The following is a 20,377-nucleotide window of genomic DNA, read 5'->3' as shown; positions in this document are numbered from 1 at the left end:
CTGCATTCTCAGTGCCGTTCGAGCGCGGCAGAGTCGAAGCAAAGCACAGCAGGCGCGCATCGTTCTATGCAACAGGAGGATCGGGCAATGGACATGCAGACGGCACTTCGGGACCTCGACGTTGCGGCGGACCTGCTCACCGACAAGGAGCGCGACCAACTCGACACGGATGGGTACCTGCCGCTCGAGGGTGTGTTGAGCCGCGAGGAGGTGGCCGCGTTCAACGAACGGCTGGCCGCCCTCACGTTGGCGGAGGGCGATCGGGCGGGGCTCGAGGTGCACCAGGAGAAGGGGACGGAGCGGCTCGCGGACCTGGTGAACAAGGACCCGCTCTTCGAGATGTGCTTCTCGCAGCCGCGGGTGTTGGCGGGGATCGCGCAGGTGTTGGGTTCGTTCAGGCTGTCGTCGTTGAACGCCCGCTCCGCCCTGCCGGGGCAGGGGCATCAGGGGCTGCACGCGGACTACGGCGAGCCGGTGGCGGCGGGCGCGTACCAGGTGTGCAACTCGATCTGGCTGCTCGACGACTTCACGGCGGAGAACGGCGCGACGCGGGTGGTGCCGGGGTCGCACCGGAGCGTGTCGATGCCGAAGGACATGATGTCGGACCCGGCTGACGCGCATCCGGACGAGGTGCTGCTGCTCGCGCCGGCCGGGACGGTGGTGATCTTCAACAGCCACCTGTGGCACGGCGGGACGCTGAACCGGTCCGCGGCGCCGCGGCGGGCGATGCACTCGTACTTCTGCCGGCGGGATCTGCCGCAGCAGCTGGATCAACAGGCTTACGTACGGGTGAACACGTACTCGCGGCTGTCGCCGGCGCAGCGGTTCATCCTCGACGTGACCATGGGGTGACGTCGTCGGGGAGCTCGTCGAGCAGCTTCTGGGGCGCGGACAGGCGCCAGGCTTCGAAGACGAGCTCGTGCAGCTCGTCTGCGTCGATGCCTTCGAGGTAGACGACGACCCATCCGTACCCGCCGGCCGTGAACTGGATCTCGAAGACGTCCGGGCGCTCGGCGACGAGGGCTCGCTGCTCGGACATGGTCTGCTTGAGGCCGACGGTCTGGGTGCGGGGCCAGTAGTAGCCGAAGCGCTTGCCCTGGACGGAGAACGACCAGTAGTGGTCGCCTTCGCTGCGCTCGACGTCTGGCAGCGCGTCCAGGATGCGGAAGAAGTCGTCGTTGGTCGCGGCCACAGCGCAGTATAGGTCGCTGTGACGACAACGAAGATCTACATCACGCCCGAGGCGCCGGCCGAAGTCTTCTCCGCTGCGAAGTCCGTGGGGGCGGACCTCGTCTCCTCGCCCGCCGAGGCGTCGGGGCTCGTGTGGTTCGGGCACTCGCCTGCTTCGCTTGCGGAGGTCCTGCATCCTGGCGTGCGGTGGGTGCAGCTGCCTTCCGCGGGTGTCGAGGGGTGGCTGTCCTCGGGGGTGCTTGTGGCTCACCCCTCGGTGGTTTTCACGTCGGCGACGGGGTCGTACGCGGACCAGGTGGCCGAGCACGCGTTGGCGCTGATGCTTTCTTTGGCGCGGCAGGTGCCTGCTCTTGCGCGGACGTCGACCTGGGAGTGGGTGTCGTCCGCGTCGCTGTACGGGGCGGTGGTGGGCGTGGTCGGTGCTGGCGGGATCGGGCAGGAGCTGATCCGGCTGCTTGCACCGTTCCGTTGCCGGGTGCTGGCTGTTCGTCGTTCGGGCGTTCCTGTCTCGGGGGCCTCGGAGACTTTGACGCCGGACGCGTTGGACCGCGTACTCGCGGAATCGGACTTCGTGGTGATCGGCGCGCCGGCGACGTCAGAGACCCAGCACCTGATCGGTGCGCGCGAGCTGGCGTTGATGCAGCCGCACGCGTACCTGGTGAACATCGCGCGGGGGTCGCTGATCGACACCACCGCCCTCGTCGCGGCATTGGCCGCCGGCTCGATCGCGGGCGCGGGCCTGGACGTGACGGACCCCGAGCCCCTGCCGGACGGTCATCCGCTGTGGTCCGAGCCGCGAGCGTTGATCACGCCACACTCGGCCAACCCCACCCACATGCTGTACCCGGCGCTGGCCCGCCGCGTCGCGGACAACATCACCCACTTCACCGCCGGCAAGCCCCTGTTGGGAGTCGTCGACCCCAGCCGCGGCTACTAGCCCCAGCCCAGCGCCCGGTACGCTGGGCGCTGGCCAGCCCTCGTAGCTCAGGGGATAGAGCAATGGTTTCCTAAACCATGTGCCGCAGGTTCGAATCCTGCCGGGGGCGCCCTCTTCCAAACCTTTCGCACCGCCCCTGACCAGCGCGTTCGCGGAGCCCTCGCGGAATCAAGCCATAGGTCACGGTGCACCGCTCGAAGCAGCCGTTTGTCGCTGTCCACGGGATATACGCGGGATGAGGAGGTTCAGTGTCTGCGGGCAACGACGACGTGGATCCTGACAGGGCGCGGATGCTCGCCAGTGGCGGAGGTGCGAAGGACCCGGCCGAGCTGGTGGCGGAGGTCAACGATCGAGCGGGTTGCGACCTGTCGCTGGTCGGCGTTGCCGAGCACGGGGAATCCGGTGGAGCTGTGTACGTGCGGTGGCCGGACGGCAGGGAAGGCGTCGTCACTCGTTCGCCGGCCTCGTTGGCGCGGATGAGGCAGACGGCCGAGGTGCTGGCCGAGGCACGCGCGGCAGGGCTTCCGGTTCCGCGGCACGATGTGGTCGTCGAGCTCGACGACGGTGTCGTTGCGCTGGCCCAGGAACGCTTGCCAGGTGCACCCGCGAGACGCGTGGACGCCGACGTGATCGATGCGATGGTGTCGATGAACGATCGGTTCGCCGGGCTGCTCGCCGGTCGTCCGGACGTGCCGATCCTGCCGATGCTCCTGCAGCGTGGCGGATCCGGCGAACCCAAGCACCACGTGTTGGAGAACCACAGCGCCCGAACCCGGCGCCTACTGCACGCGATCCACGAGATCGGCGACGAAGAACCGCACGAGATGAGCGGCGACGATCTGGTCCATCCCGACTACACGTTCGGCAACGTTCTCTACGACGATCGACAGCACGTCAGCGGCGTTGTCGACTGGAACTGGGGCGTCAGTCGCGGAGACCGCCACCTCGCTCTGGTTCGGATCTACATCGACCTCTTCTGGAGCACGCTCTACCCCGGAAGCGTCGACCAGTCCGCCTCCGCCCGGCTGGATGAGGTGGTCGAAGAACTCATCGACCCGCACGTCCTCCGGATGTACTGGGCTCACGTCACCCTCGGGCAACTCAGCTACTGGATCAGGGACGAGAACTCCGAAGCGATCGCCCTCTTCCAGCGCTTCGGGGAGCACCGCCTCAGCGGGTAGCTAAGTTGCCCTCCAAGGGATCAAGGCGCTCACCGCTTCGTCTCGTACCTGGTCATGACCACGCCGCCGGGGAACGTCCGTGTCTCCACCAGGTTCAGGTTCACCCAGCCGTCCAGCGCGGTGAAGAACGGTAAGCCACCGCCCACCAGCACCGGATAAGTGACGACGCAACCGACCTCAGTTTCTGGGGAGGTCCGCAATCATCAGTGGGTCAGCGGCGTGAGGATGGCCTCGACCTGGGCGTGGTTGCCGCCGTGACCGACGCCGGAGCGGTGTCTGCACCAGGCGAGCGGGGTGGCGTTCTGGAGCGAACCGCTGCCTTCGACCGTTCGGTTGGGGTCGGCGCCGCGCGCAAGGAGGTGTGCCACGCTGGCGTCCTTGCCGTCCCACGCCGCGCAATGCAGGGCGGTGCCACCTCCGTGCTCGGTGAGTGTCCGGAACTCAGAGTTCACGTCCAGGCCGGTGTCCAGGAGCTGGTCCAGAACGTTCAGCCGCTCGCACACCGCTGCCGCCCGCGACGCGCTGAGAAGAGTCTCGTGCGGGATGTCGGCGAGGTTGTAGCTGCTGATGTCTCCGACGCCTGCGGCCTCGACGAGATCGTGTACGACCGCACCGGCCGCGACGAGGATGTCGACTGCGGGCACGATGCCGTAGTGCACGGCATGCGCGAGCGCGGTGGCACTGCCGGGCGCGGCCGTTCCGGTCGCCTCGAGATCCGCGCCGGCGTCGATGAGAACGCGCACCATCTCGGGTTCGCCGTGACTTGCCGCCGTGATCAGCGAAGGGCCTCCCTCGCCTGTTGTCGTGGCACCGTGTGCGAGCAGGACCCGTGTCAGATCGCCTGCCCGATGGTGGGTCCACCAGCCGTGGAGCAGTCCAATACCGATGTAGTCCATCGGCGAGAGTGCCGCGTCACTGTCGGGAAAGCGGGTGCTGTCCGTTGCGAGAGCCGGGTCAGTGGCGACCAAGGCGGCGAATCCGTCGACGTCACCGTCGGCGATGAGTCGGAGCCGCTTGACCTCGTTGTGGAGACGTGGCCAGCTGGCGAATCCGTACTCTCGCGCCAACGCGAGCTGGGCCGTGTGGAGCGAAGTCTCAGGTGATACCCCGTCGATCGACGCCCGCGCGTCCGGGTCTCCAGTCGCCGCGGCTCGGTAGAGCTCCTTCGCCTGGCGCCGAAGCTGGTCGATGTCGGGGCGCACGGGAAGCGTACGAGAAGTCATGCCATCTCCTCCGTATGCCTGTGGTCCGCGCTCAGGCCGAGGGAGAGGCCGACGAAACAAGAGACACCGGAGGTGGACTCAGTCCTGCCCGCGGACCCGGCAGCGCCCTCCAGCGCAAGAGAAGGTTACGCCGACAGCTGCTGAAATGTCACGGTCACCGTCGCACGTCCGTACTCGCGCGGAGTCAGACCTCGCCTCGCCGACCGCGCCACGGGAATGGGTCGTCGGGTACGGGAAGGTCGAGAGCCCGGCAGAGTGGCGACCAGCCGTCTTCGGCACGCCATTCCAGTAGGCGACCTGGTGGAACGGTCTCCCGCACCGCGGCGAGGTGCCCGTCGTACGCCTTCGTCAACAGAGCGCGGTCGTCCCAGTGCTGGGAGCCGGTGAAACGCTCGAGCAGTTGGAGGAGCGCGCGACCTTCTGACCACTCGGGAGCCAGGGCCTTGCGTGCTGCCGGCAGTATGGTCGCGTCCATGCTCTCCCACCAGGTCTGGGCGTTCTCGCGTACGGAGAGCAAGACGAGCGCATCAGGATGGGCGGCACTGATCTCGCGCCAGAAGGCCGACGCCGGCCAGTCGACTGCTGCCACGTACCTCTGGAGCGCGGCCGGCCAGTCCACCGTGCCGCCGGTGAGTGCGCGATCCCAGTCGGCTCCCAGATCGAACGGGTGCCCTGGGATCGCGCTCATGTGACAGCACTCGCCTCCGAGCAGCCGTTCCAATGCCTGTCTAAGGGAGGTCGTTCCGGTTCGTGGAAGACCTACACCTACAACGCGAAGTGTCATGCGTGACCTCTCTCTCGGCGCCCGACGGTATGCCGAACGCGGTGAGGCAGGCTTGGAGAAAAGTGCCCATCGTGAACGGGTATGTCGGTGCGGTCCGCCAGACTCGGCCTCTAGCCAACGCCATCGCCGTGGGAGGCTTCGATGAACCCACCTGGATTCTTGGCAGATGGATCAGGTCAAGGCGGAGATCTCAAGGCTGGAACGGCTCGGCGCTCGACGGGTCGAGCGAATCACCCAACCCGACGAGGACTCCGTCCACTGGGTCTGGGCCGACCCGGAGGGAAACGTGTTCTGCGGCCCCGGACTCTAGGACTCCGCCCTCAGGCGTCCGGGTCGTACATGAACTTGCGGACGTCCTGCGCACAGCGGCAGGCGACTGCGTTCTTGGCGGCCCACCTCAGGGCCTCGTCGCGAGTGGGGACGTCGACGACCATGAAGCCGCCGATGAGCTCCTTGCCCTCGGGGTACGGACCGTCGGTGATCAGCCCGTCGACGGCCACCACGGCGTGCTCCACGTCGCCGCTGTCGTAGTCCAGCCCGCCGGAGAAGACGTACACGCCGGCGTCCTTGGCTTCCTGAACCACCGCATGCGAAGCCTTGCCCACCTCCGGCCAGTCCTCCTCGGTGAAGTGGTCCATTGAACCCTTCTCGAACGAGATCACGTACCGAGGCATCTCATCGCTCCTTGCCCGGCGACCAGCCGCTGGCCGCCTCTCACCGCTCATACGAACGCCCCACGCCGGAATCGACACGCTACCGACAGAAGTTCTAGGACCGCCGCTGGAGCTATGGATGGGTGGCCTTGCGGAGCAGCGTGACCGTCGTCTCGTACAGGTACACGGTGCCGTCCTCGGTTTGCTGGTTCCAGGACGCGGCCTCGGAGCCGTAGACCACGTACCCCAGCCGCTCGTAGAGCGCCTGCGCACGCGGGTTGTTCGGCTCGGCGGCGAGCTCGGCCCAGGGCAGTCCTCGTGCCCGGATTCGCTCCTCGGCCGCACGGATCAGGACCGATCCGATGCCGAGCGACCGCAGTTCGGCGCGAACGGAGAGCCACCAGATCTCCCCGTACCCCGGCTTCTTCTCGTAGCTCACCGCGCCCTTCGCCACCGGCATCCCCGACTGCGTGCACACCACCAGATGGTCGACGGCACCGCCGCGCGCCTGCTCGAGGTGCTCGGGCATGTTGTCCAGGTAGATCGGCGGATAAAAGCAGGCGAGGTCCGGCAGGTCGGCTTCCACCATGTCTCGGACCGTCAGGTGCAGATCCACCACGTCCGTGTAGACAGGCCCCACGATCGCTCCCTCGCTCGCCGTCGTGCCCAGGACGACATCGTCCGGCAGCGACAGCGAATCTGGAACCGAATTTCACCCGCGGCTACGATCGGGAAGATGCTTGCCGACTATCTGCCGACCTATCGGTTGCGGCTTCGCACGGAACGGTTGGAGCTGCGGCTGCCCGACTTCGACGACTTCGCGGCCCTCGCCGACGTGGCCGCGGCGGGCATTCACGGGCCTGGGGTCAGGCCGTACCTGACGTCCTGGGCACAGGACCCGCCGGTCGAACGTGGGCGCACCGCGATCTTGTGGAACCTGCGGCTCCTCGCCCAGTGCTCTCCTGAGAAGTGGAACCTGCCGTTCGTCACCGTCCTCGACGGCGCCGTGATCGGCAAGCAGGAGATCGTCGCGACGGACTTCAAGGTGACGCGGGAGGCGGCGACCGGCTCGTGGCTCGGGATCGCGCATCACGGCAAGGGCCTGGGTACGGAGATGCGAGCTGCCGCGCTGGAGCTCATGTTCACCGGGCTCGGCGCGGAGTACGCGCTCAGCGACTCCCTCGATGGCAACCCTCCGTCGGAGGGGGTCTCGCGCAAGCTCGGCTACCGGCCCGACGGGATCGAACACCAGGTCGCGAACGGCGAGCGCCTCCTCAGCCGACGCTGGCGGCTCAGCCGGGAGGACTGGCTGGCGCACCGACGGTACGAGGTCGCGATCGAAGGGCTCGACGACGACGTTCGGGCGATGCTCGGCGCAGAGGAGCATGGGCGCGCGGGCTGAGGTCGAGTCGTTGGCCGAACTCCTCGCCGGTACGCGTGGGGTGCTGCTCGACTTCGACGGACCGGTATGCCCACTTCTGGAGGATGGGCGGGACGCGGCTCTCGCCGACCGGTTGAGGCAGACCATCCAGCTCCCGTCGCGGCAGGCATCGACCGACGACCCGCTCGCGATCTTGACGTTCGCCTACGAGCAAGGGTCGGCGACGGAGGTCGAGGACGCGCTGATCGCGGGCGAGCTCGTGGCCGCGGGCGTCGCGAGGGCGACGCCGGGTGGGCACGAGACGATCGTCGCGTGCGCCGAGGCCACAACACCTGTGGTGATCGTCAGCAACAACTCCCAGGCCAGCGTCGAGGCTTACCTCGCCCGCCATGGGCTCGGCGAGCTCGTGCACGGCGTCGTCGGCCGTGCGTACGCCCGCCCCGATCTGATGAAGCCGAACCCCACGCCGATCCGGCAAGCGCTAGCGATGCTCGGGATCGCGCCGGAAGCGTGCGTTCTGGTGGGCGATTCGGTCACCGACATGACGGTGTCACTCCTCACGAACGTGCATCCGATCGGCTACTCCAGGCGAGCGTCGCGTCGAGCCGAGCTGATCGAGGCCGGGGCGGCGATGGTGCTCGACGACATGCGGACCTTCGCTGATTCCGTGCGCCGAAAGGCGACGGGTAACCAATAGGCGACGGAGAGCGTTTCAACAGATAGACCGGCACAGGTCTTCGTTGAACTCTGTGAAATCAATGCATCGCTTTCTGCTACGATTCCGAGAGGCGGTAAGACCAGCCGATACCTCGGAATGTCATTTCATTTCCGACATCCACGGCCGAATAAGGCCGGACTTTCGTGCGAAACCCCAGCGAGCAAAGGGCAGCCGCCCTAGCCTGGCGAACGAAACGAACGAGCTGACGTAGCAGGGAACCAGCTTCGTCTCGGTCCAGCCGTGGGGTACGTCTAATGTCGTCTCGCTATGTGCGTGGCTTTGCCGCGCTTGCATTACTCGTTGTGCTTGGCGCTTGCTCGCAGTACGTGGTGAACCACAACCCAGCCGGGGCGAAGAACGTGGTCACCGGGCATGACAAGCACGCCCAACTTCAACCGGCCGCAGCGCCGAAACCGCTGCACAAGACTGGCACCCAACAGGTGCCGACAAAGGCAGCGCCGCCGCAGCAGGTGCGGTTCCAGCTGGAGCAACTCCTTGGCCAGCACGCCATTCTCGCCGTACGGCTGATGCGCGGCCAGCTGAACAAGAGCCCCGACTTCCTCGAGGCCGCCACCGCCGCGCTCGGGCTCAACACCACCGAGCTCTCGGCTGCGGTCGCCTCCGAGTACGGAGCGGCAGGCGGCGAGAAGTTCAAGCAGCTCTGGACACAGCACATCTCGAGCCTCTTCGCGTACAGCAAGGCCCTCGCCGACAAGGACGCGGCCGCGAAGCAGAAGGCGCTTGCCGATCTCGACGCCTACACCAAGGAGTACGGCGAGTTCATCTCCGCCGCGACCAAGGGCGAGCTCCCGGCCGCGGCGGTCGCGACCAGCGTCGACGGGCACATTCACCATCTGATCAGCCAGATCGACGCCTACGCCGCGGGCGACTACAAGAAGGCGTACCAGCTCGAGCGCGAGGCGTACGCCGGCATGTTCTCCACCGGCAAGGGACTCGCCGGCGCCACGGTGTCGGTCAAGCCGGGCGAGCTGCCCGCCGGCTTCGACGACCCGCCCCAGCAGCTCAGGTCAGCCCTCGGCCAGCTGCTCGGCGAGCACTCCGAGCTCGTCGTCGACGTGACCAGGGCAGCCCTCGCGAAGAGCCCCGAGTTCAGCGAGGCCGCGGCCGCCCTCGACGCCAACACGCGCGAGCTGGGGCAAGCCATCAACGCGGTGTTCGGCGCGAACGCGGCGGACCAGTTCGGCGACCTGTGGGCCGACCATGTCAACGCGGTCGTGGCCTTCACCACCGCGGTCGTGGAAGACAACAAGGCCGACCAGGCGAAGGCCCGCGCCGACCTCGACGCCTGGAGCGACAGGTTCGGCAGCTTCCTCGCGACAGCGGTCAAGAACAGGGCCGCGGCCACCGCGTTCGTGGAGGTCGCGCACCACCACGACGAGCAGCTGCTGACCTCGATCACGTCGTTCAAGGACGGCGACTACGCGAAGGCCCACCAGATCACTTACGAGGGCTACCAGTTCATGTTCGCCATCGCCGACAACCTCGCGAAGGCGATCGAAAGCGGCACCACCAGGCAGATGCCCAAGGGCGGTGCGGCGACAGGCGGCGGAGGAGCCGCTGCCGGCGGCAGATAGGCATGGCACGGATCCCCTTCCGAAGAGGTGCACTCTTGGTTGCCAGCGTCCTGATGCTCAGCGGCGCGGCGGCGTGCCAGGAACCCAGTACGAGGACGTCGTCGCCCCACACCACGCCGTCCGCGCACGCCCCGACAGCGACGTCGGGAGGCGTGCCGGCGGCGGTCAAGCGGTACCGGGCACCGCGCGAGGTCGAGGCCGCCGCGGCGCCGGTACGGATAGACATTCCCGTGTTGGAGGTCGAGAGCGACCTCGAGCGCGTGGGCAAGCAAAAGGACGGAACGATCGGCGTGCCGAAGAAGCCGAGCCACGCCGCCTGGTACGTCGACAGCGCGCCACCCGGCCAGGTCGGTGCCGCCGTCATGCTCGGCCACGTCGACTCGAAGTCGGGCCCGGCGGTCTTCTATCGCCTGCACACGTTGCGAAAGGGCGACTCCGTGGTGGTCCATCGTGCCGACAAGTCCGACATCCGGTTCGTCGTCGACCGCGTCGAGAAGTTCGACAAAGACGACTTTCCCTCCGTGGACGTGTACTTTCCGACCGTCAACCCCACCCTTCGGCTGATCACCTGCGGCGGCGACTTCATCCGTTCGGCGGGTGGCTACCAGGAGAACGTCGTGGTGTTCGCGTCGCTCGCCAAGGGCGGTGCGTCGTGACGCGGCTCCGCAGCAGGGTGGCCGCGGCGGCGATCGCGATCCTGGCGGTCGCGTTCAGCGCGGGCGTACCCGCCTTCGCGCAGACGCCGCAGGCCAGCAAGCTGCGGGTGGTGAGCGTCCTCGCCGACGGCCAGCGCAACGTCAGCCTCGTCCTGCGGCTCGACGCCGACTCGCCGACGCCGGTGCCGACGACGGTGTTCACGGTGTCCCCGCGCGCGAAGAACGATCCGGTCAAGGTGTCCCGCCGCGGCGCGCAGGGCCTCGACCTGATGCTGGTGTACTCCACGTCCACGCCCGACGCCGTGGTGCGCGGGGTACGGACGGCGTCGGCCGAGCTGCTGCTGCGCGTACCCTCGGGCTCCCGCGTCGGCGTCGCCGGGAGCACCGACGACGTGCTGTCGACAGACACGGCCGCCACGGTGCTCGCCTTGGACCGGGTGCGCACCGATCGGACCATCGAGGAGCTGCTCACCGAAGGGCTGACGCTGTTCGAGCACTCGCCCAAGGTCGCGGGGCGGAACCCCTCGCTCATCCTGTTCGACGTCGGCCCGTACCCGTACACCGCGGAGACCATCCGGCCGATCCAGGCCCGCGCGGTGGCGAACGACGTCGCGATCTACGTGGTGCGCCTGAAGGACGGCCGTACGCCGAACAAGGTGCTCGACGAACTCGCCGCCAAGACCGGCGGCACCGTCTCCGTCGCGGACGACCCGTCGCAGCTCGGCGCCGCGGCCGGCCACGCGCTGGCGGACGCGCAGAGCAGGTACGACCTCCGGTTCAAGCTGCCCGAACCCGCGCCCGAGCAGGTGCAGGTCACCGCAAAACGCGGCGACGTGACGACCTCGACGACCGTCGCCCTGCCGGCCTCGGTCTCCCGGGCCGTCGAGGTCGACGTGCCACCCGACACGGTCACGCTGGTCGTCATGGCCGGAGCCATCGGCACCGTCATGTTGTTCGGCGTTTTCGCCCGAATCTGGGTGGGCCTCCAACACCCAGACGAGTGACGAGGGACGCCGGGAACACCCTTGCCAGCAGGCGCCTCCCGGGTGGTCGGCAGACCCGCAGCTGGCCGACCACGCTCGTTAGCGCCGCGGGCAGGTCGTCGACCGCGCCGGGCGTCCGCGCGTAGCGGGCGCGTTCGACCGAACGTACGAGCACATCGAGCTCGGCGGCCCGCGCGGCCGGGAACAGCGCGGCCAGCCGGCGCCCGGTCGCCCGAGGGGTGGTCGCGTCGTCCCAGCCCAGGCCCAGGTCGCGCATGGTGTCGGCGAGCTCGGCCCACACGCCGTCGACGAGCCGACCGGGCTCCGACCGGTGGAGTCGCGAGCGGCGCACGAGCCCGCGCAGCACGGCGGGGAACGCCAGCAGCAGAACGACAAGGCCTCCGGCCAGCAGGGGAACACTCGGTCCTCCGCCACCATTCGAACCGCTCGGTCCCACGGGCGTGACCTCCCGACCACGCTGGTCCTCGGCCTCGGGAAGCACCGGGCCGCCGGTCGGCGCAGTGCTCGTCGGATCGGGCGACGGCTGGTCGGTCGTCCCGGTCCCGGCGCCACGCGGCGTCGGCTCGAACCGGACCCAGCCGTGCCCCTCGAAGTAGAGCTCCGGCCACGCGTGCGCGTCGTGCGCCGAGACGACGTACGTGTCGCCCTCCCTGTCCCCGGGCAGGAAGCCGACCGCGACGCGAGCCGGAATGCCCAACTGGCGCGCCATGATCGCCATCGTCGCCGCGAACTGCTCGCAGTAGCCGCGCCGGTCCCGCAGGAACGCGAGCAGCGCGTCGCCGTCGTCGGGAACAACGGACGTGTCGTAGGTGAACTCGCGGAGGAACCAGTTCTGCAACGCCACGGCCTGCTCGTAGGCGCTCGTCGCTCCGGCCCGGTCGACGATCTCCCGCGCCTGTTGGGCGACGGCCGCGGGGACCTCACCGTCGAGGGCGGTGTACCGCCTCCGAACGTCCTCGCGTGGCGCCCCCGCGGTCCCGAGCTGTGCGGCCGAGTGGTCCAGCCTCAGACTCTCAGCCTGGTAAACGATTCCGCCGGTCTCGCCGCTGTCCACGGCGATGTCGAGCGTGCCGTGGTCGTACGTCCAGGGGATCGGCGCCTCGATGGTGCTCGCCGGATAGGGAACGGGCAGCCAGCTCGACGCGAAGTCGCGGCTGGTGTTGATGCGGTACGTGGCGGCACGCCGTTCGACGCCGGGGTCGAGGCCGGGCGGCGGAGGCAGCTTGCCGCGCCGGACGGACCGGTCCGAGACCGACCAGGTGCCGCCCGAGAACTCGTCCAACACCACCAGGCGGAGATAGTCGGCCGGGCCGGTCGTGGTGTACCGCAGCAGGTCGACGTCCTCTCCTCGCTGCAGGTTGCGGCGGAGGTCGGCGATCGGATCGCTCGCCACCGCGACGCCGCCGCGGCCAAACTGCGGCTCGGCGGGCAGCGTGATCCCGCCCCACGTCGGAACCAGAACGGGTACGGCGATCGCGACACCGATCACGAGCGCGCCGATCCGCCGTCCGGTGCGGGCGTCCGCTCGTACCTCGCCCCAGCCCGTCAGCCGATGCCGGCTCTCGGTCGCCAGCAGCAGGATGTAGCCGATCGCGGCGGGGACGAACGCGATCGCCGACCAGGCGCTGCGCGTCGTGGTCGTCGGCACGCTGTACAGCACGAGGAGCGGGAGCCCGGACCAGGCGGTCTGCTCGTACGTCGCGGTGAGGCAGTCGACCGCGATCGCGACGAGGCCGACGCCCATCGCGGTGAGCATGATCAGGTCGGGATCGAGCTCGAGCGGCGTGCGCGACGTCGCCATCAGGTGCAGTCCGGCGCCGATGCGATCGGCGAGGCTCTGACCAGCCTGCACCGTGGGGAGGACTCCGTACCTGATGCCCTCGTCGGCGCAGGTCAGGACGTACGCCCAACCAACCGCGACGAGCTGCACGAGCGGAACGAGCGGCCGGGGCAGGCGGAGCTGCCGCAGCCCGATGCCAGTCGCGGTGACGAACGCGACCGTGAGCAGCACCGGGCCGAACCAGCTCAGCCCGCCGTGCACGGGAATCAGCGCGACCGACCCCAGAAGCGTTGCGACGGCCGCCACCGAGGCGGACCGGAGGTGTCTGCTCATCCTCACGTCTCCCCTCGGGTCGAGGCGTTCAAGGTAACCCGTCGGCGCCCTTACGGCAGCGGCCCGAAGTCGCCCTGTGGATAGCGCTTGTCACAACCGACGAGGCTGCTTGGTCGAGTCTGCGGATCGGGCAGGAGCGCGCCCGGCGAAGCGGAAGGAATCGCATGAAGATCGTGGTCATCGGCGGGACCGGGCTGATCGGGTCGAAGGTCGTCGCGAACCTCAACGCGCAAGGGGTTGAGGCGGTCGCGGCGTCGCTCAACACTGGCGTGAACATCCTCACCGGCGAAGGTCTCGCGGACGTGCTGAAAGGGGCCGAGGTCCTGGTCGACCTGTCGAACTCGCCGTCGTTCGAGGACGCCGCGGTGCTGGAGTTCTTCGAGACCTCCACGCGGAACCTGCTCGCCGCGGAGGCGGCGGCGAACGTCCAGCACCACGTCGCGCTGTCCGTGGTCGGCTGCGACCGGCTGCCCGACAGCGGCTACCTGCGGGCGAAGGTGGCGCAGGAGCGGCTGATCGAGAAGTCGGGGATGCCGTACTCGATCGTCCGCGCGACGCAGTTCTTCGAGTTCGTCGCGCGGATCGCCGACGAGGCGACCGTGGATGGCGTGGTGCGGCTGCCGTCGGGTTCGTTCCAGCCGATCGCGTCGGACGACGTCGCCCAGGCGGTCACCCGCGCGGCACTCGATGCCCCGTTGAACGGACGGGTCGAGGTGGCGGGACCGGACCGCGCCGGCATGGACGAGTTCCTCCGCACCGCGCTGGCCGCGCGCAACGACCCGCGCGAGGTCGTGACCGACGACCACGCAAAGTACTTCGGCACCGAGCTGACCGAGGACTCCCTCGTCCCGATCGGCCCCGCCAGGTTGGGCGAGATCCACTACGCCGACTGGGCGAAGGCCACGGCCTGACGGTCCGCTTGGCGTAGCGTGAGCTGCCATGCCGGTGATCAACGACCTCGCGTTCGTTCGGCGAGTCGTCCGGGAGCTCGAGGCGGCCGGCATGGTCACCTGGATCTTCGGCGGATGGGCCGAGGAGCTGCTCGGCCTCGCGGCTCCTCGTTCCCATCACGACATCGATCTGTTGTATCCCGCTCCCGACTTCGACCAGGTCGACGCGTTCCTCCTGGGCGGTAAGTGGGACGAGATCGTGGCGAAGCGGTTCGCGCACAAGCGGGCGTTCGAGGTGGACGGGGTCATGGTCGAGCTGTTCCTCGTGCAGGACTCCGGCGACGGGTACTACACCGACTTCTGGGGCCGCACCCGTCACGTCTGGCCGGACGGCGTGCTCGGGACGCGGGCCAGCGGTCTGCGGGTGGCCAGTACGTTGGCACTGACGGGCTATCGCGAGGCGTGGGCGCGCTACCAGCAGCCGGACAGCTAGTCGTTCCCCACCAGGTGTTCGCGGTGGGCCATGCCGGCGGCGGCCGAGCGGGAGGTGACGCCGAGCTTGGCCAGGATATGGGAGACGTGCACGGATGCCGTCTTGGCGGAGATGAACAGTTCCTCAGCGATCTCCGGGTTGCTTCGCCCCGCGGCGACCAGGCGCAGGACCACGAGCTCGCGGTCGGTGAGCCCGTACGGCGTCGCAGCCTCCGCCGGCGCGGGCCGGTCGTCCAGCGACAACCGGAGCCGTCGAGCGAGCGCGGAAGCCTGAGCCAGCAACGGTTCCGCGCCCAGTCCCGTCGCCAGCACGACCGCCTCTCGCAAGGACACCGCCGCGGCGTCGCGGGAGCCGGTAGCGCCCTGCGCGGCGGCGAGCCGCAGCAGCGCGTACGTCTGCGCGTTCGGCCGTTCCAACTCGGCCCAAGAAGCGGCCGCAGCGGTCCACGCGGGCACCGACGACGTCGTGACCCGCGACAGCTCGGCCGCGAACGTCAACGCCTGCGCGTGTTCGACCGGCCCCGGCCGATCGGTCGCCTCGGCCAGCGAGGTCAACGAAGCCTGCAACGAAGGCGAAGGTGACTCAGCACAGGCACGCATCGAGGCGACCAACAACCGCCACGCATAACGAGGGTCCGTTCCGACCACCAGCGTGGGTGCCAAGGCGGCGAGCTCCTGCGCGCCTGCGAGGTCGCCAAGAGCCAACCGGCCCTCGATTCGAAGGGCCGTCAACGGCAACGTGTGCTGGGCTTCCGGCCGGAAGTCGACCGTCCCGATCTCCGTCAAGATCTCCTTGACGGACTCGATATCGCCACGAGCGAAGACGATCTGGCTCCGAATCAGCAACAGGCCGGCACGAGCGTACGGCGCGGGGTCGCGTTCGAGCGCGGCCGTGACGACGTCGAGCGCCTCATTCCACTCCCCTGCCGAGAAGAGCGACTCGGCGAGGTTCTGCGCGATGATCTCGGCCACGTAGCGCGCCGAGCCGAGCTGGATAGCGCGGGCCAGCCCGGCGCGCGCGGCCACGACGGCCTCCCGCGAGCGGCCGCGGGTCTCGTTGGAGTGCGAGAGCGCGACGTACGCCAACAGCTCCAGCCTCGGCGACCCGGCGCGTACGGCCGCCTCGAGCGCTGCCGTGAGCATCGTGATCTTCTTGTCGTCGGCCTCAATCGCCATGTGTACTTGGGTAATCAGCGACTCCGACGTCGTCTCGTCGTCGCCGAGCGACTCGGCCAGCGCGGCCAGCTCCGCTGCGTACGGCAGCGCCTCGTCGCGCGCGTTGTGCCTGTTCAGCATCCGTGCCAGCTCGCCGAGCGCCTGCGCGCGAAGTCGGCTCGGGCTCGTCGCCAGTCGTACGGCCTCGCGCAGGTCCTCGAGCTGCCCCGGCTGCAGCAGCTGCTCGCGCAGCTCCGCGCGGCGCCACAGCAACGACGCGAGCCGTTCCCCGTCGACGTCGACGATCGCGGCCGCCACGTGGACCAACCCGCGGTCGGGCTGGCCGGCCCACATCGCCGCATCGACAGCGAGCTCGAGCACCCCGATCCGGTCGACGCCGGTCAGCGTCGACGCGTCGGGAACGCTGGACCACAGGTACAACACCTGGTCCAGCATCTCCAACTGCTCGGCATACCCAAGCCCGCTTGCGATCTCGCCCGCCGCGTGCCACGCGGCGAGCAGCGCCTTCGCGTCCGCGCCCGCACCCTTCCAGTGCATGGCCAGGCGCGCCGACGGCCGCGTGCCGTCCGCCTCCAGGGCCTCCGCGAACGCCCGATGCAGTCCGACCCGTTCGGCCGACAGCAGGTCCGAACGGACGGCCTCCCGGATCATCGCGTGCCGGAACGCGTAGCCACCGGGCGCGTCGAGCAGCACATTCGCCGCGATAGCCGGACGTACGGCCGAGAGCACGTTGGCGTCATCGGCGCCGATGACGCGGCGCAGCAGTTCGTGACTCACCTGGACGCCGTCGAGGGCCGCGGCGCGCAGCGCGTACTGGGTCGGTTCGGGAAGCTCGGTGACCTTGCCCAGCAGCAGATCCCTCAGAGACGAAGGGAGTTCGGTACGTACCGTGCCGTCCGGATCGACCAGCGCCTCGGTGAAGAGCGGTACGCCGTCGCCGAGTACGTACACCGCGTTCACGACCGCAACCTCGGGTTGACGCTGCAGGATCCCCGCGAGCTGGGAAGCGACCTCGGCCCGCGACAACCGCGGCAGCTGCACCGACGTCACCATCGACCGCCTTCGCACCTCGGCGAGGAACGAGCGCAGCGGGTGCGCGCGATGCAGCTCGTCGGACCGGTACGACGCCACCAGCAGCACACGCCCCTGCAGGTTGCCGATCAGGAAGCTCAGTAGGTCGCGCGTCGACTGGTCCGCCCAGTGCGCGTCCTCGACCAGCAGTACCAGCGGCTGCGCGGACGAGAGCCGCTCGAACAACCGCAGCAGGACCTCGAAGAGCCGCGCCCGAGCCAGCAGTGGATCCGTACCCACCGGAGGCGCGCCGAACTCCGGCAGCAACCACGCCAGCTCACCCGCGCCGTCCGACAGGAGGACCTGAACGTCGGCGACGCTCGTCTCGCGCAGCAGTTCCCGCAGAGCGGCGGTGATCGGCGAGTACGGCAGTCCCGCCTCACCGAGCTCGACGCAGTAGCCGGTGAGCACCCGTGCGCGGTCGGTGACGCCCTGCGTGAACTCCTGCAGCAGCCGGCTCTTCCCGCCGCCCGCCTCCGCCCCGACCAGCACGACGCGCGGCGCACCGCCGACGGCGCTGGCGAACGCCTCCTCCAGAACCGTCAGCTCCGCAACGCGGCCGGCGAACGTCTGGCTCACCAACTCGGTCATCGCGACCCACCGTAGTGGACCGGGGCTCAGCGAGCCCGAGGACTTCGGCGGGAATATCGTTCCGAACGGAACGAGTTGCCACCTACATGCGCTACGGCATCTACGTACCCTCGTTCGGCCCCTACGGCAGCCCAGCCGTCCACCGCGACCTCGCCGTCGCCGCCGAGGAGGCGGGGTGGCACGGCTACTTCCTCTGGGACATCCTTCCCTGGTCCGGCTACGAGCTCCCCGTCGCCGAACCCTGGATCACGCTCGCGGCGATCGCCCAGGTCACCGAGCGGATCCAGGTCGGCCCGATGATCGTTCCCCTCCCTCGCCGACGGCCGGTCAAGGTCGCGCTCGAAGCGAGCACCCTGCAGGACCTGTCGAACGGCCGCATGATCCTCGGCCTCGGCACGGGCGTCGGCTGGGACTACTCACGCTTCGGCGAGTCGGCCAAGCGCGGGGACCTCGCGCACCGCCTCGATGACGGCGCCGACCTGCTGCACAAGCTGTTCAGCGGCGAGAACGTTCAGCACGACGGCCCGTACTACAAGGCGAACGACGTCCAGTTCGCGAAGGTCGAAATCCCCATCTGGACAAGCGGATTCTGGCCGCGCAAGGGCCCAGTCCGCGGCGCTCGCGACGCCGACGGGCTGTTCCCACAGATCCGGGACGAGGCCGACGACTTCCGCCTTCCCACCATCGACGAGCTGCGGACCATCCGCACGGACTTCCTGGCGGCCGGCGGCAAGGACGACGCCGACATCGTGATCTGGTCGCCGAGCGAGGCCGGTGCCCCGAACTCGGAACGAGCCAAGTTGTACGAGGAAGCCGGCGTCACCTGGTGGCTCCAGGACGGCTCGGAGCTCGCCCCGGACGAACTGCGCAGGCGGATCGAGGCCGGCCCGCCAGCCTGAGCTCGGTCAAGCCGGGCTGGCCTTCAGCAGCGCGAGGCTGGCGCCGGCGAAGCCCACAGCGGCGACGAGGAGGCCGGCGCCCTGGGCGACGTGGCCCGGGAGGAACGGGTGCGTCACCGTACCGAGGGCGAGGGCGATCCCCACCCAGGCCGGTGCGACGCGGCTACGCCAGAGGGCAATCCCCAACAGGGTAAGGCCAACGACGATGCCGACGATGAACAGCAGTCCGCCGAGCTGGTACGCCAACGACTCTTCCGTGGCGTTGTAAAGGGGTGCGATCGACGCGACGTCGAGGCCCTTCTGGGCGACCAGGAAGCTGTCGACTCCACCCAACGTGGCGAAGCCGACGAAGAAGCCCACCAACGAGATGAGGGCACCGATGCGGGTCAGGGTTGGCGCCGCCCGATGCGTGGCCCACGCCACCGCGACCGTCGCGGGAATGAGGAGCGTCGCGAAGATCGCGTTGAGCGGGACGATCGCCGTCAGCAGCGGCAGGTTGGCGGTGTAGGCGGCAACGGTCTCCTCGAAGCCCGCGCTGCCGTTCACGGGGAGCAGGATGTAGTAAATGCCCTGGGCGAGCATGGGGATCGGCGCGAGAACGGCCAGCAGTACTCGCCAGAAGGCCAGTTGGTCGCGTACGGGAGCGGCTACGGAGGTGGCCACGGTGAACTCCAGGTGATCGAAGAGAAACTCAGACGTCCTCTACGATCACTGCGCGACGCACCCAGCGGCATGAGGTCGCACACCCCGTTGCTTCGGGGCGATTTCCCGGAACAGCTGGGGCTGGACGCCCATCCGTTCGGGAAAGTCAGGAGGCCTTGCGCGTCGACTTCTTCTTCGCCGACTTCTTGGCCGCGGTCTTCTTCTCGGCGGGCGCCTTCTTGGCGGTCTTCTTGGCGCCGGTCTTGCGGCCTTTCGCCCGCGCGAGGCTCTGCTCCAGCGCCTCCATCAGGTCGACGACCTCGGCGTCGGAGGTTTCCTCCTCGACCTCGATCTCCTCACCCTTCGACTTGCGCTTGACGATCGCCAGCACGCTCTCGCGATACGTGTCGTGGTACTGCTCCGGCTTCCACGGCGTCGTCAGCTGCTGGATCAGGCTGCCCGCTGTCTTCAGCTCCTTCGAACTCACCTTGCCGATCCGCGGCAGGTCGTCCATCACGTCGGACGGATCCCGTACCTCGTCGGCGAAGAACAGCGTCTCCAGGATCAGCACCCGGTCCGCCGGCCGGATCACGGCGAGGTACTGCTTGCCACGCATGATGAAGACCGCGACGGCCGCGAGCTCGGAATCCTCCATCGCCTTGAACAGCAGGGCGTACGACTTGTCACCGTCCGGTCCGGGGCCGAGGTAGTAGGACTTCTCGTAGTAGATGGGATCGATCTCAGCCAGCTCGACGAAGTCGGTGATCTCGATCGACCGCGAGCGGCCTGGGTCGGCGGCTTCGAGGTCGTCCTGGGTGAGCATGACGTGCTTGCCGTTCGACAGCTCGTACCCCTTGACGATGTCCTCGTACTCGACCTCGCGGTCGGAGCCCTCGGCGACGCGCTTGTAGCGAATGCGCTCGTTCGTTCCCTCTTCGAACTGGTGGAACGAGACATCCTGCTGTTTGGTCGCGCTGTAGAGACGAACGGGAACGTTCACCAGCCCGAACGTCAGCGTCCCCGACCAGATCGAACGTGCCGCCACGGTCAACTCCTCACGCCGACAGCCGGACGCGGGCGGGCGGCCACGGCACTCGTTGGAGCGCGCGTGACCGCCGCCTGTCCGATTTCATACGACTACGCTCCCCCGTTCAGCACCGCGAAAACCTCAACCCGGTCG

General features: G+C 68.7%; 21 protein-coding genes, 1 tRNA gene and 1 pseudogene. 13 read left to right on the top strand and 10 right to left on the bottom strand.

Translation table 11 applies throughout. The features are described 5' to 3' along the window. The first annotated feature begins 87 nt into the window (after positions 1 to 87). Positions 88 to 852, top strand: a complete 765-nt coding sequence (locus JOD67_RS10755; RefSeq protein ID WP_205117290.1) for a phytanoyl-CoA dioxygenase family protein — start codon at positions 88 to 90, stop codon at positions 850 to 852. On the opposite strand, the gene JOD67_RS10750 is transcribed toward JOD67_RS10755, so the two are convergent. Beyond that, the gene (locus JOD67_RS10750) at positions 827 to 1,192 is read right to left on the bottom strand and encodes an MmcQ/YjbR family DNA-binding protein (RefSeq protein ID WP_205117289.1); all 366 of its coding nucleotides are present in this window, start codon (positions 1,190 to 1,192) and stop codon (positions 827 to 829) included. The two genes, JOD67_RS10755 and JOD67_RS10750, sit on opposite strands and share 26 nt — an antisense overlap. An 18-nt stretch (positions 1,193 to 1,210) precedes the next feature. Here JOD67_RS10750 and JOD67_RS10745 point away from each other — a divergent pair, with 18 nt between their 5' ends. The 3 genes from JOD67_RS10745 (at position 1,211) to JOD67_RS10735 (ending at position 3,309) form a co-directional block, all read left to right on the top strand. Further along, positions 1,211 to 2,128, top strand: coding sequence for a D-isomer specific 2-hydroxyacid dehydrogenase family protein (locus tag JOD67_RS10745; protein WP_205117288.1), 918 nt, complete (start codon positions 1,211 to 1,213; stop codon positions 2,126 to 2,128). A 36-nt stretch (positions 2,129 to 2,164) separates the two neighbouring features. Continuing rightward, positions 2,165 to 2,237: transfer RNA gene (locus tag JOD67_RS10740), tRNA-Arg, on the top strand. Positions 2,238 to 2,376: 139 nt separating this feature from the next. Continuing rightward, the gene (locus tag JOD67_RS10735) at positions 2,377 to 3,309 is read left to right on the top strand and encodes a phosphotransferase (RefSeq protein ID WP_307782346.1); all 933 of its coding nucleotides are present in this window, start codon (positions 2,377 to 2,379) and stop codon (positions 3,307 to 3,309) included. A gap of 29 nt (positions 3,310 to 3,338) precedes the next feature. Here JOD67_RS10735 and JOD67_RS41145 read toward each other — a convergent pair. The 3 genes and pseudogenes from JOD67_RS41145 to JOD67_RS10720 all read right to left on the bottom strand — a co-directional run. Then, a pseudogene (locus tag JOD67_RS41145) lies at positions 3,339 to 3,476 on the bottom strand (dihydrofolate reductase family protein); the annotation flags it as partial. 36 nt (positions 3,477 to 3,512) lie between these two features. Next, on the bottom strand, positions 3,513 to 4,532 hold the full coding sequence (locus JOD67_RS10725; RefSeq protein ID WP_205117287.1) for an ankyrin repeat domain-containing protein: 1,020 nt from the start codon (positions 4,530 to 4,532) through the stop codon (positions 3,513 to 3,515). Positions 4,533 to 4,716: 184 nt separating this feature from the next. Continuing rightward, the gene (locus tag JOD67_RS10720; RefSeq protein WP_205117286.1) at positions 4,717 to 5,316 is read right to left on the bottom strand and encodes a sulfotransferase family protein; all 600 of its coding nucleotides are present in this window, start codon (positions 5,314 to 5,316) and stop codon (positions 4,717 to 4,719) included. A 151-nt stretch (positions 5,317 to 5,467) separates the two neighbouring features. Here JOD67_RS10720 and JOD67_RS10715 point away from each other — a divergent pair, with 151 nt between their 5' ends. Next, positions 5,468 to 5,626 (top strand): VOC family protein, encoded by a 159-nt coding sequence (locus tag JOD67_RS10715; RefSeq protein ID WP_275577401.1) that lies wholly within the window; start codon positions 5,468 to 5,470, stop codon positions 5,624 to 5,626. A gap of 10 nt (positions 5,627 to 5,636) precedes the next feature. Here the strand turns inward: JOD67_RS10715 and JOD67_RS10710 are convergent, their stop codons facing one another. Continuing rightward, on the bottom strand, positions 5,637 to 5,990 hold the full coding sequence (locus tag JOD67_RS10710; protein WP_205117284.1) for a YciI family protein: 354 nt from the start codon (positions 5,988 to 5,990) through the stop codon (positions 5,637 to 5,639). Positions 5,991 to 6,102: 112 nt separating this feature from the next. Continuing rightward, positions 6,103 to 6,609, bottom strand: coding sequence for a GNAT family N-acetyltransferase (locus tag JOD67_RS10705; RefSeq protein WP_307782345.1), 507 nt, complete (start codon positions 6,607 to 6,609; stop codon positions 6,103 to 6,105). Positions 6,610 to 6,705: 96 nt separating this feature from the next. On the opposite strand from JOD67_RS10705, the gene JOD67_RS10700 reads away from it, so the two are divergent. From JOD67_RS10700 to JOD67_RS10680, 5 genes are all read left to right on the top strand, one after another. Continuing rightward, complete coding sequence (locus JOD67_RS10700; RefSeq protein WP_205117283.1) at positions 6,706 to 7,371, top strand: GNAT family N-acetyltransferase; 666 nt, start codon at positions 6,706 to 6,708, stop codon at positions 7,369 to 7,371. Further along, the gene (locus JOD67_RS10695; RefSeq protein ID WP_205117282.1) at positions 7,355 to 8,047 is read left to right on the top strand and encodes an HAD family hydrolase; all 693 of its coding nucleotides are present in this window, start codon (positions 7,355 to 7,357) and stop codon (positions 8,045 to 8,047) included. Before JOD67_RS10700 ends, JOD67_RS10695 begins: the two co-directional genes overlap by 17 nt. A 350-nt stretch (positions 8,048 to 8,397) precedes the next feature. Then, a complete protein-coding gene (locus JOD67_RS10690; RefSeq protein WP_205117281.1) occupies positions 8,398 to 9,663 on the top strand; it encodes a hypothetical protein in 1,266 nt (421 codons plus the stop codon). Between the two features lie 35 nt (positions 9,664 to 9,698). Next, a complete protein-coding gene (locus tag JOD67_RS10685; RefSeq protein WP_205117280.1) occupies positions 9,699 to 10,319 on the top strand; it encodes a class F sortase in 621 nt (206 codons plus the stop codon). After that, entirely contained in the window at positions 10,316 to 11,323 is a 1,008-nt protein-coding gene (locus JOD67_RS10680; protein ID WP_205117279.1) for a vWA domain-containing protein, read from the top strand. Before JOD67_RS10685 ends, JOD67_RS10680 begins: the two co-directional genes overlap by 4 nt. On the opposite strand, the gene JOD67_RS10675 is transcribed toward JOD67_RS10680, so the two are convergent. Further along, positions 11,265 to 13,436, bottom strand: coding sequence for a transglutaminase TgpA family protein (locus JOD67_RS10675; RefSeq protein ID WP_205117278.1), 2,172 nt, complete (start codon positions 13,434 to 13,436; stop codon positions 11,265 to 11,267). The genes JOD67_RS10680 and JOD67_RS10675 overlap by 59 nt on opposite strands. Positions 13,437 to 13,600: 164 nt before the next feature. Here JOD67_RS10675 and JOD67_RS10670 point away from each other — a divergent pair, with 164 nt between their 5' ends. Both JOD67_RS10670 and JOD67_RS10665 read left to right on the top strand, forming a co-directional pair. Then, positions 13,601 to 14,347 carry an SDR family oxidoreductase gene (locus tag JOD67_RS10670; RefSeq protein WP_205117277.1) on the top strand — a complete coding sequence of 249 codons (747 nt, stop codon included), beginning with the start codon at positions 13,601 to 13,603 and terminating at the stop codon, positions 14,345 to 14,347. Between the two features lie 28 nt (positions 14,348 to 14,375). Beyond that, complete coding sequence (locus tag JOD67_RS10665; RefSeq protein WP_205117276.1) at positions 14,376 to 14,819, top strand: nucleotidyltransferase domain-containing protein; 444 nt, start codon at positions 14,376 to 14,378, stop codon at positions 14,817 to 14,819. Here JOD67_RS10665 and JOD67_RS41140 read toward each other — a convergent pair. After that, on the bottom strand, positions 14,816 to 17,656 hold the full coding sequence (locus JOD67_RS41140) for a helix-turn-helix transcriptional regulator (RefSeq protein WP_205117275.1): 2,841 nt from the start codon (positions 17,654 to 17,656) through the stop codon (positions 14,816 to 14,818). The two genes, JOD67_RS10665 and JOD67_RS41140, sit on opposite strands and share 4 nt — an antisense overlap. 86 nt (positions 17,657 to 17,742) lie before the next feature. Between JOD67_RS41140 and JOD67_RS10655 the strand changes: the two genes are divergently transcribed. Next, on the top strand, positions 17,743 to 18,555 hold the full coding sequence (locus JOD67_RS10655; protein WP_205117274.1) for an LLM class flavin-dependent oxidoreductase: 813 nt from the start codon (positions 17,743 to 17,745) through the stop codon (positions 18,553 to 18,555). 6 nt (positions 18,556 to 18,561) lie between these two features. On the opposite strand, the gene JOD67_RS10650 is transcribed toward JOD67_RS10655, so the two are convergent. Both JOD67_RS10650 and ku read right to left on the bottom strand, forming a co-directional pair. Then, positions 18,562 to 19,218, bottom strand: a complete 657-nt coding sequence (locus JOD67_RS10650; RefSeq protein ID WP_205117273.1) for a hypothetical protein — start codon at positions 19,216 to 19,218, stop codon at positions 18,562 to 18,564. Positions 19,219 to 19,363: 145 nt separating this feature from the next. Further along, on the bottom strand, positions 19,364 to 20,242 hold the full coding sequence (gene ku / locus JOD67_RS10645) for a non-homologous end joining protein Ku (RefSeq protein ID WP_205117272.1): 879 nt from the start codon (positions 20,240 to 20,242) through the stop codon (positions 19,364 to 19,366). Positions 20,243 to 20,377 lie beyond the last annotated feature (135 nt).

The organism is Tenggerimyces flavus (assembly GCF_016907715.1).
GTDB lineage: Bacteria > Actinomycetota > Actinomycetes > Propionibacteriales > Actinopolymorphaceae > Tenggerimyces > Tenggerimyces flavus.
The sequence above is the reverse complement of the archived record's forward strand: the minus strand, read 5'-3'. Positions and strand labels throughout refer to the sequence as shown.

What these genes read in the sequence shown, in the direction of transcription:
- JOD67_RS10655 (WP_205117274.1), top strand. Translation starts at nt 17,743, where the DNA reads ATGCGCTACGGCATCTACGTACCCTCGTTCGGCCCCTACGGCAGCCCA.
- JOD67_RS10670 (WP_205117277.1), top strand. Translation starts at nt 13,601, where the DNA reads ATGAAGATCGTGGTCATCGGCGGGACCGGGCTGATCGGGTCGAAGGTC.
- JOD67_RS10755 (WP_205117290.1), top strand. Translation starts at nt 88, where the DNA reads ATGGACATGCAGACGGCACTTCGGGACCTCGACGTTGCGGCGGACCTG.
- JOD67_RS41140 (WP_205117275.1), bottom strand. Translation starts at nt 17,656, where the DNA reads ATGACCGAGTTGGTGAGCCAGACGTTCGCCGGCCGCGTTGCGGAGCTG.
- JOD67_RS10700 (WP_205117283.1), top strand. Translation starts at nt 6,706, where the DNA reads ATGCTTGCCGACTATCTGCCGACCTATCGGTTGCGGCTTCGCACGGAA.
- JOD67_RS10720 (WP_205117286.1), bottom strand. Translation starts at nt 5,316, where the DNA reads ATGACACTTCGCGTTGTAGGTGTAGGTCTTCCACGAACCGGAACGACC.
- JOD67_RS10675 (WP_205117278.1), bottom strand. Translation starts at nt 13,436, where the DNA reads ATGAGCAGACACCTCCGGTCCGCCTCGGTGGCGGCCGTCGCAACGCTT.
- JOD67_RS10665 (WP_205117276.1), top strand. Translation starts at nt 14,376, where the DNA reads ATGCCGGTGATCAACGACCTCGCGTTCGTTCGGCGAGTCGTCCGGGAG.
- JOD67_RS10725 (WP_205117287.1), bottom strand. Translation starts at nt 4,532, where the DNA reads ATGACTTCTCGTACGCTTCCCGTGCGCCCCGACATCGACCAGCTTCGG.
- JOD67_RS10695 (WP_205117282.1), top strand. Translation starts at nt 7,355, where the DNA reads ATGGGCGCGCGGGCTGAGGTCGAGTCGTTGGCCGAACTCCTCGCCGGT.
- JOD67_RS10710 (WP_205117284.1), bottom strand. Translation starts at nt 5,990, where the DNA reads ATGCCTCGGTACGTGATCTCGTTCGAGAAGGGTTCAATGGACCACTTC.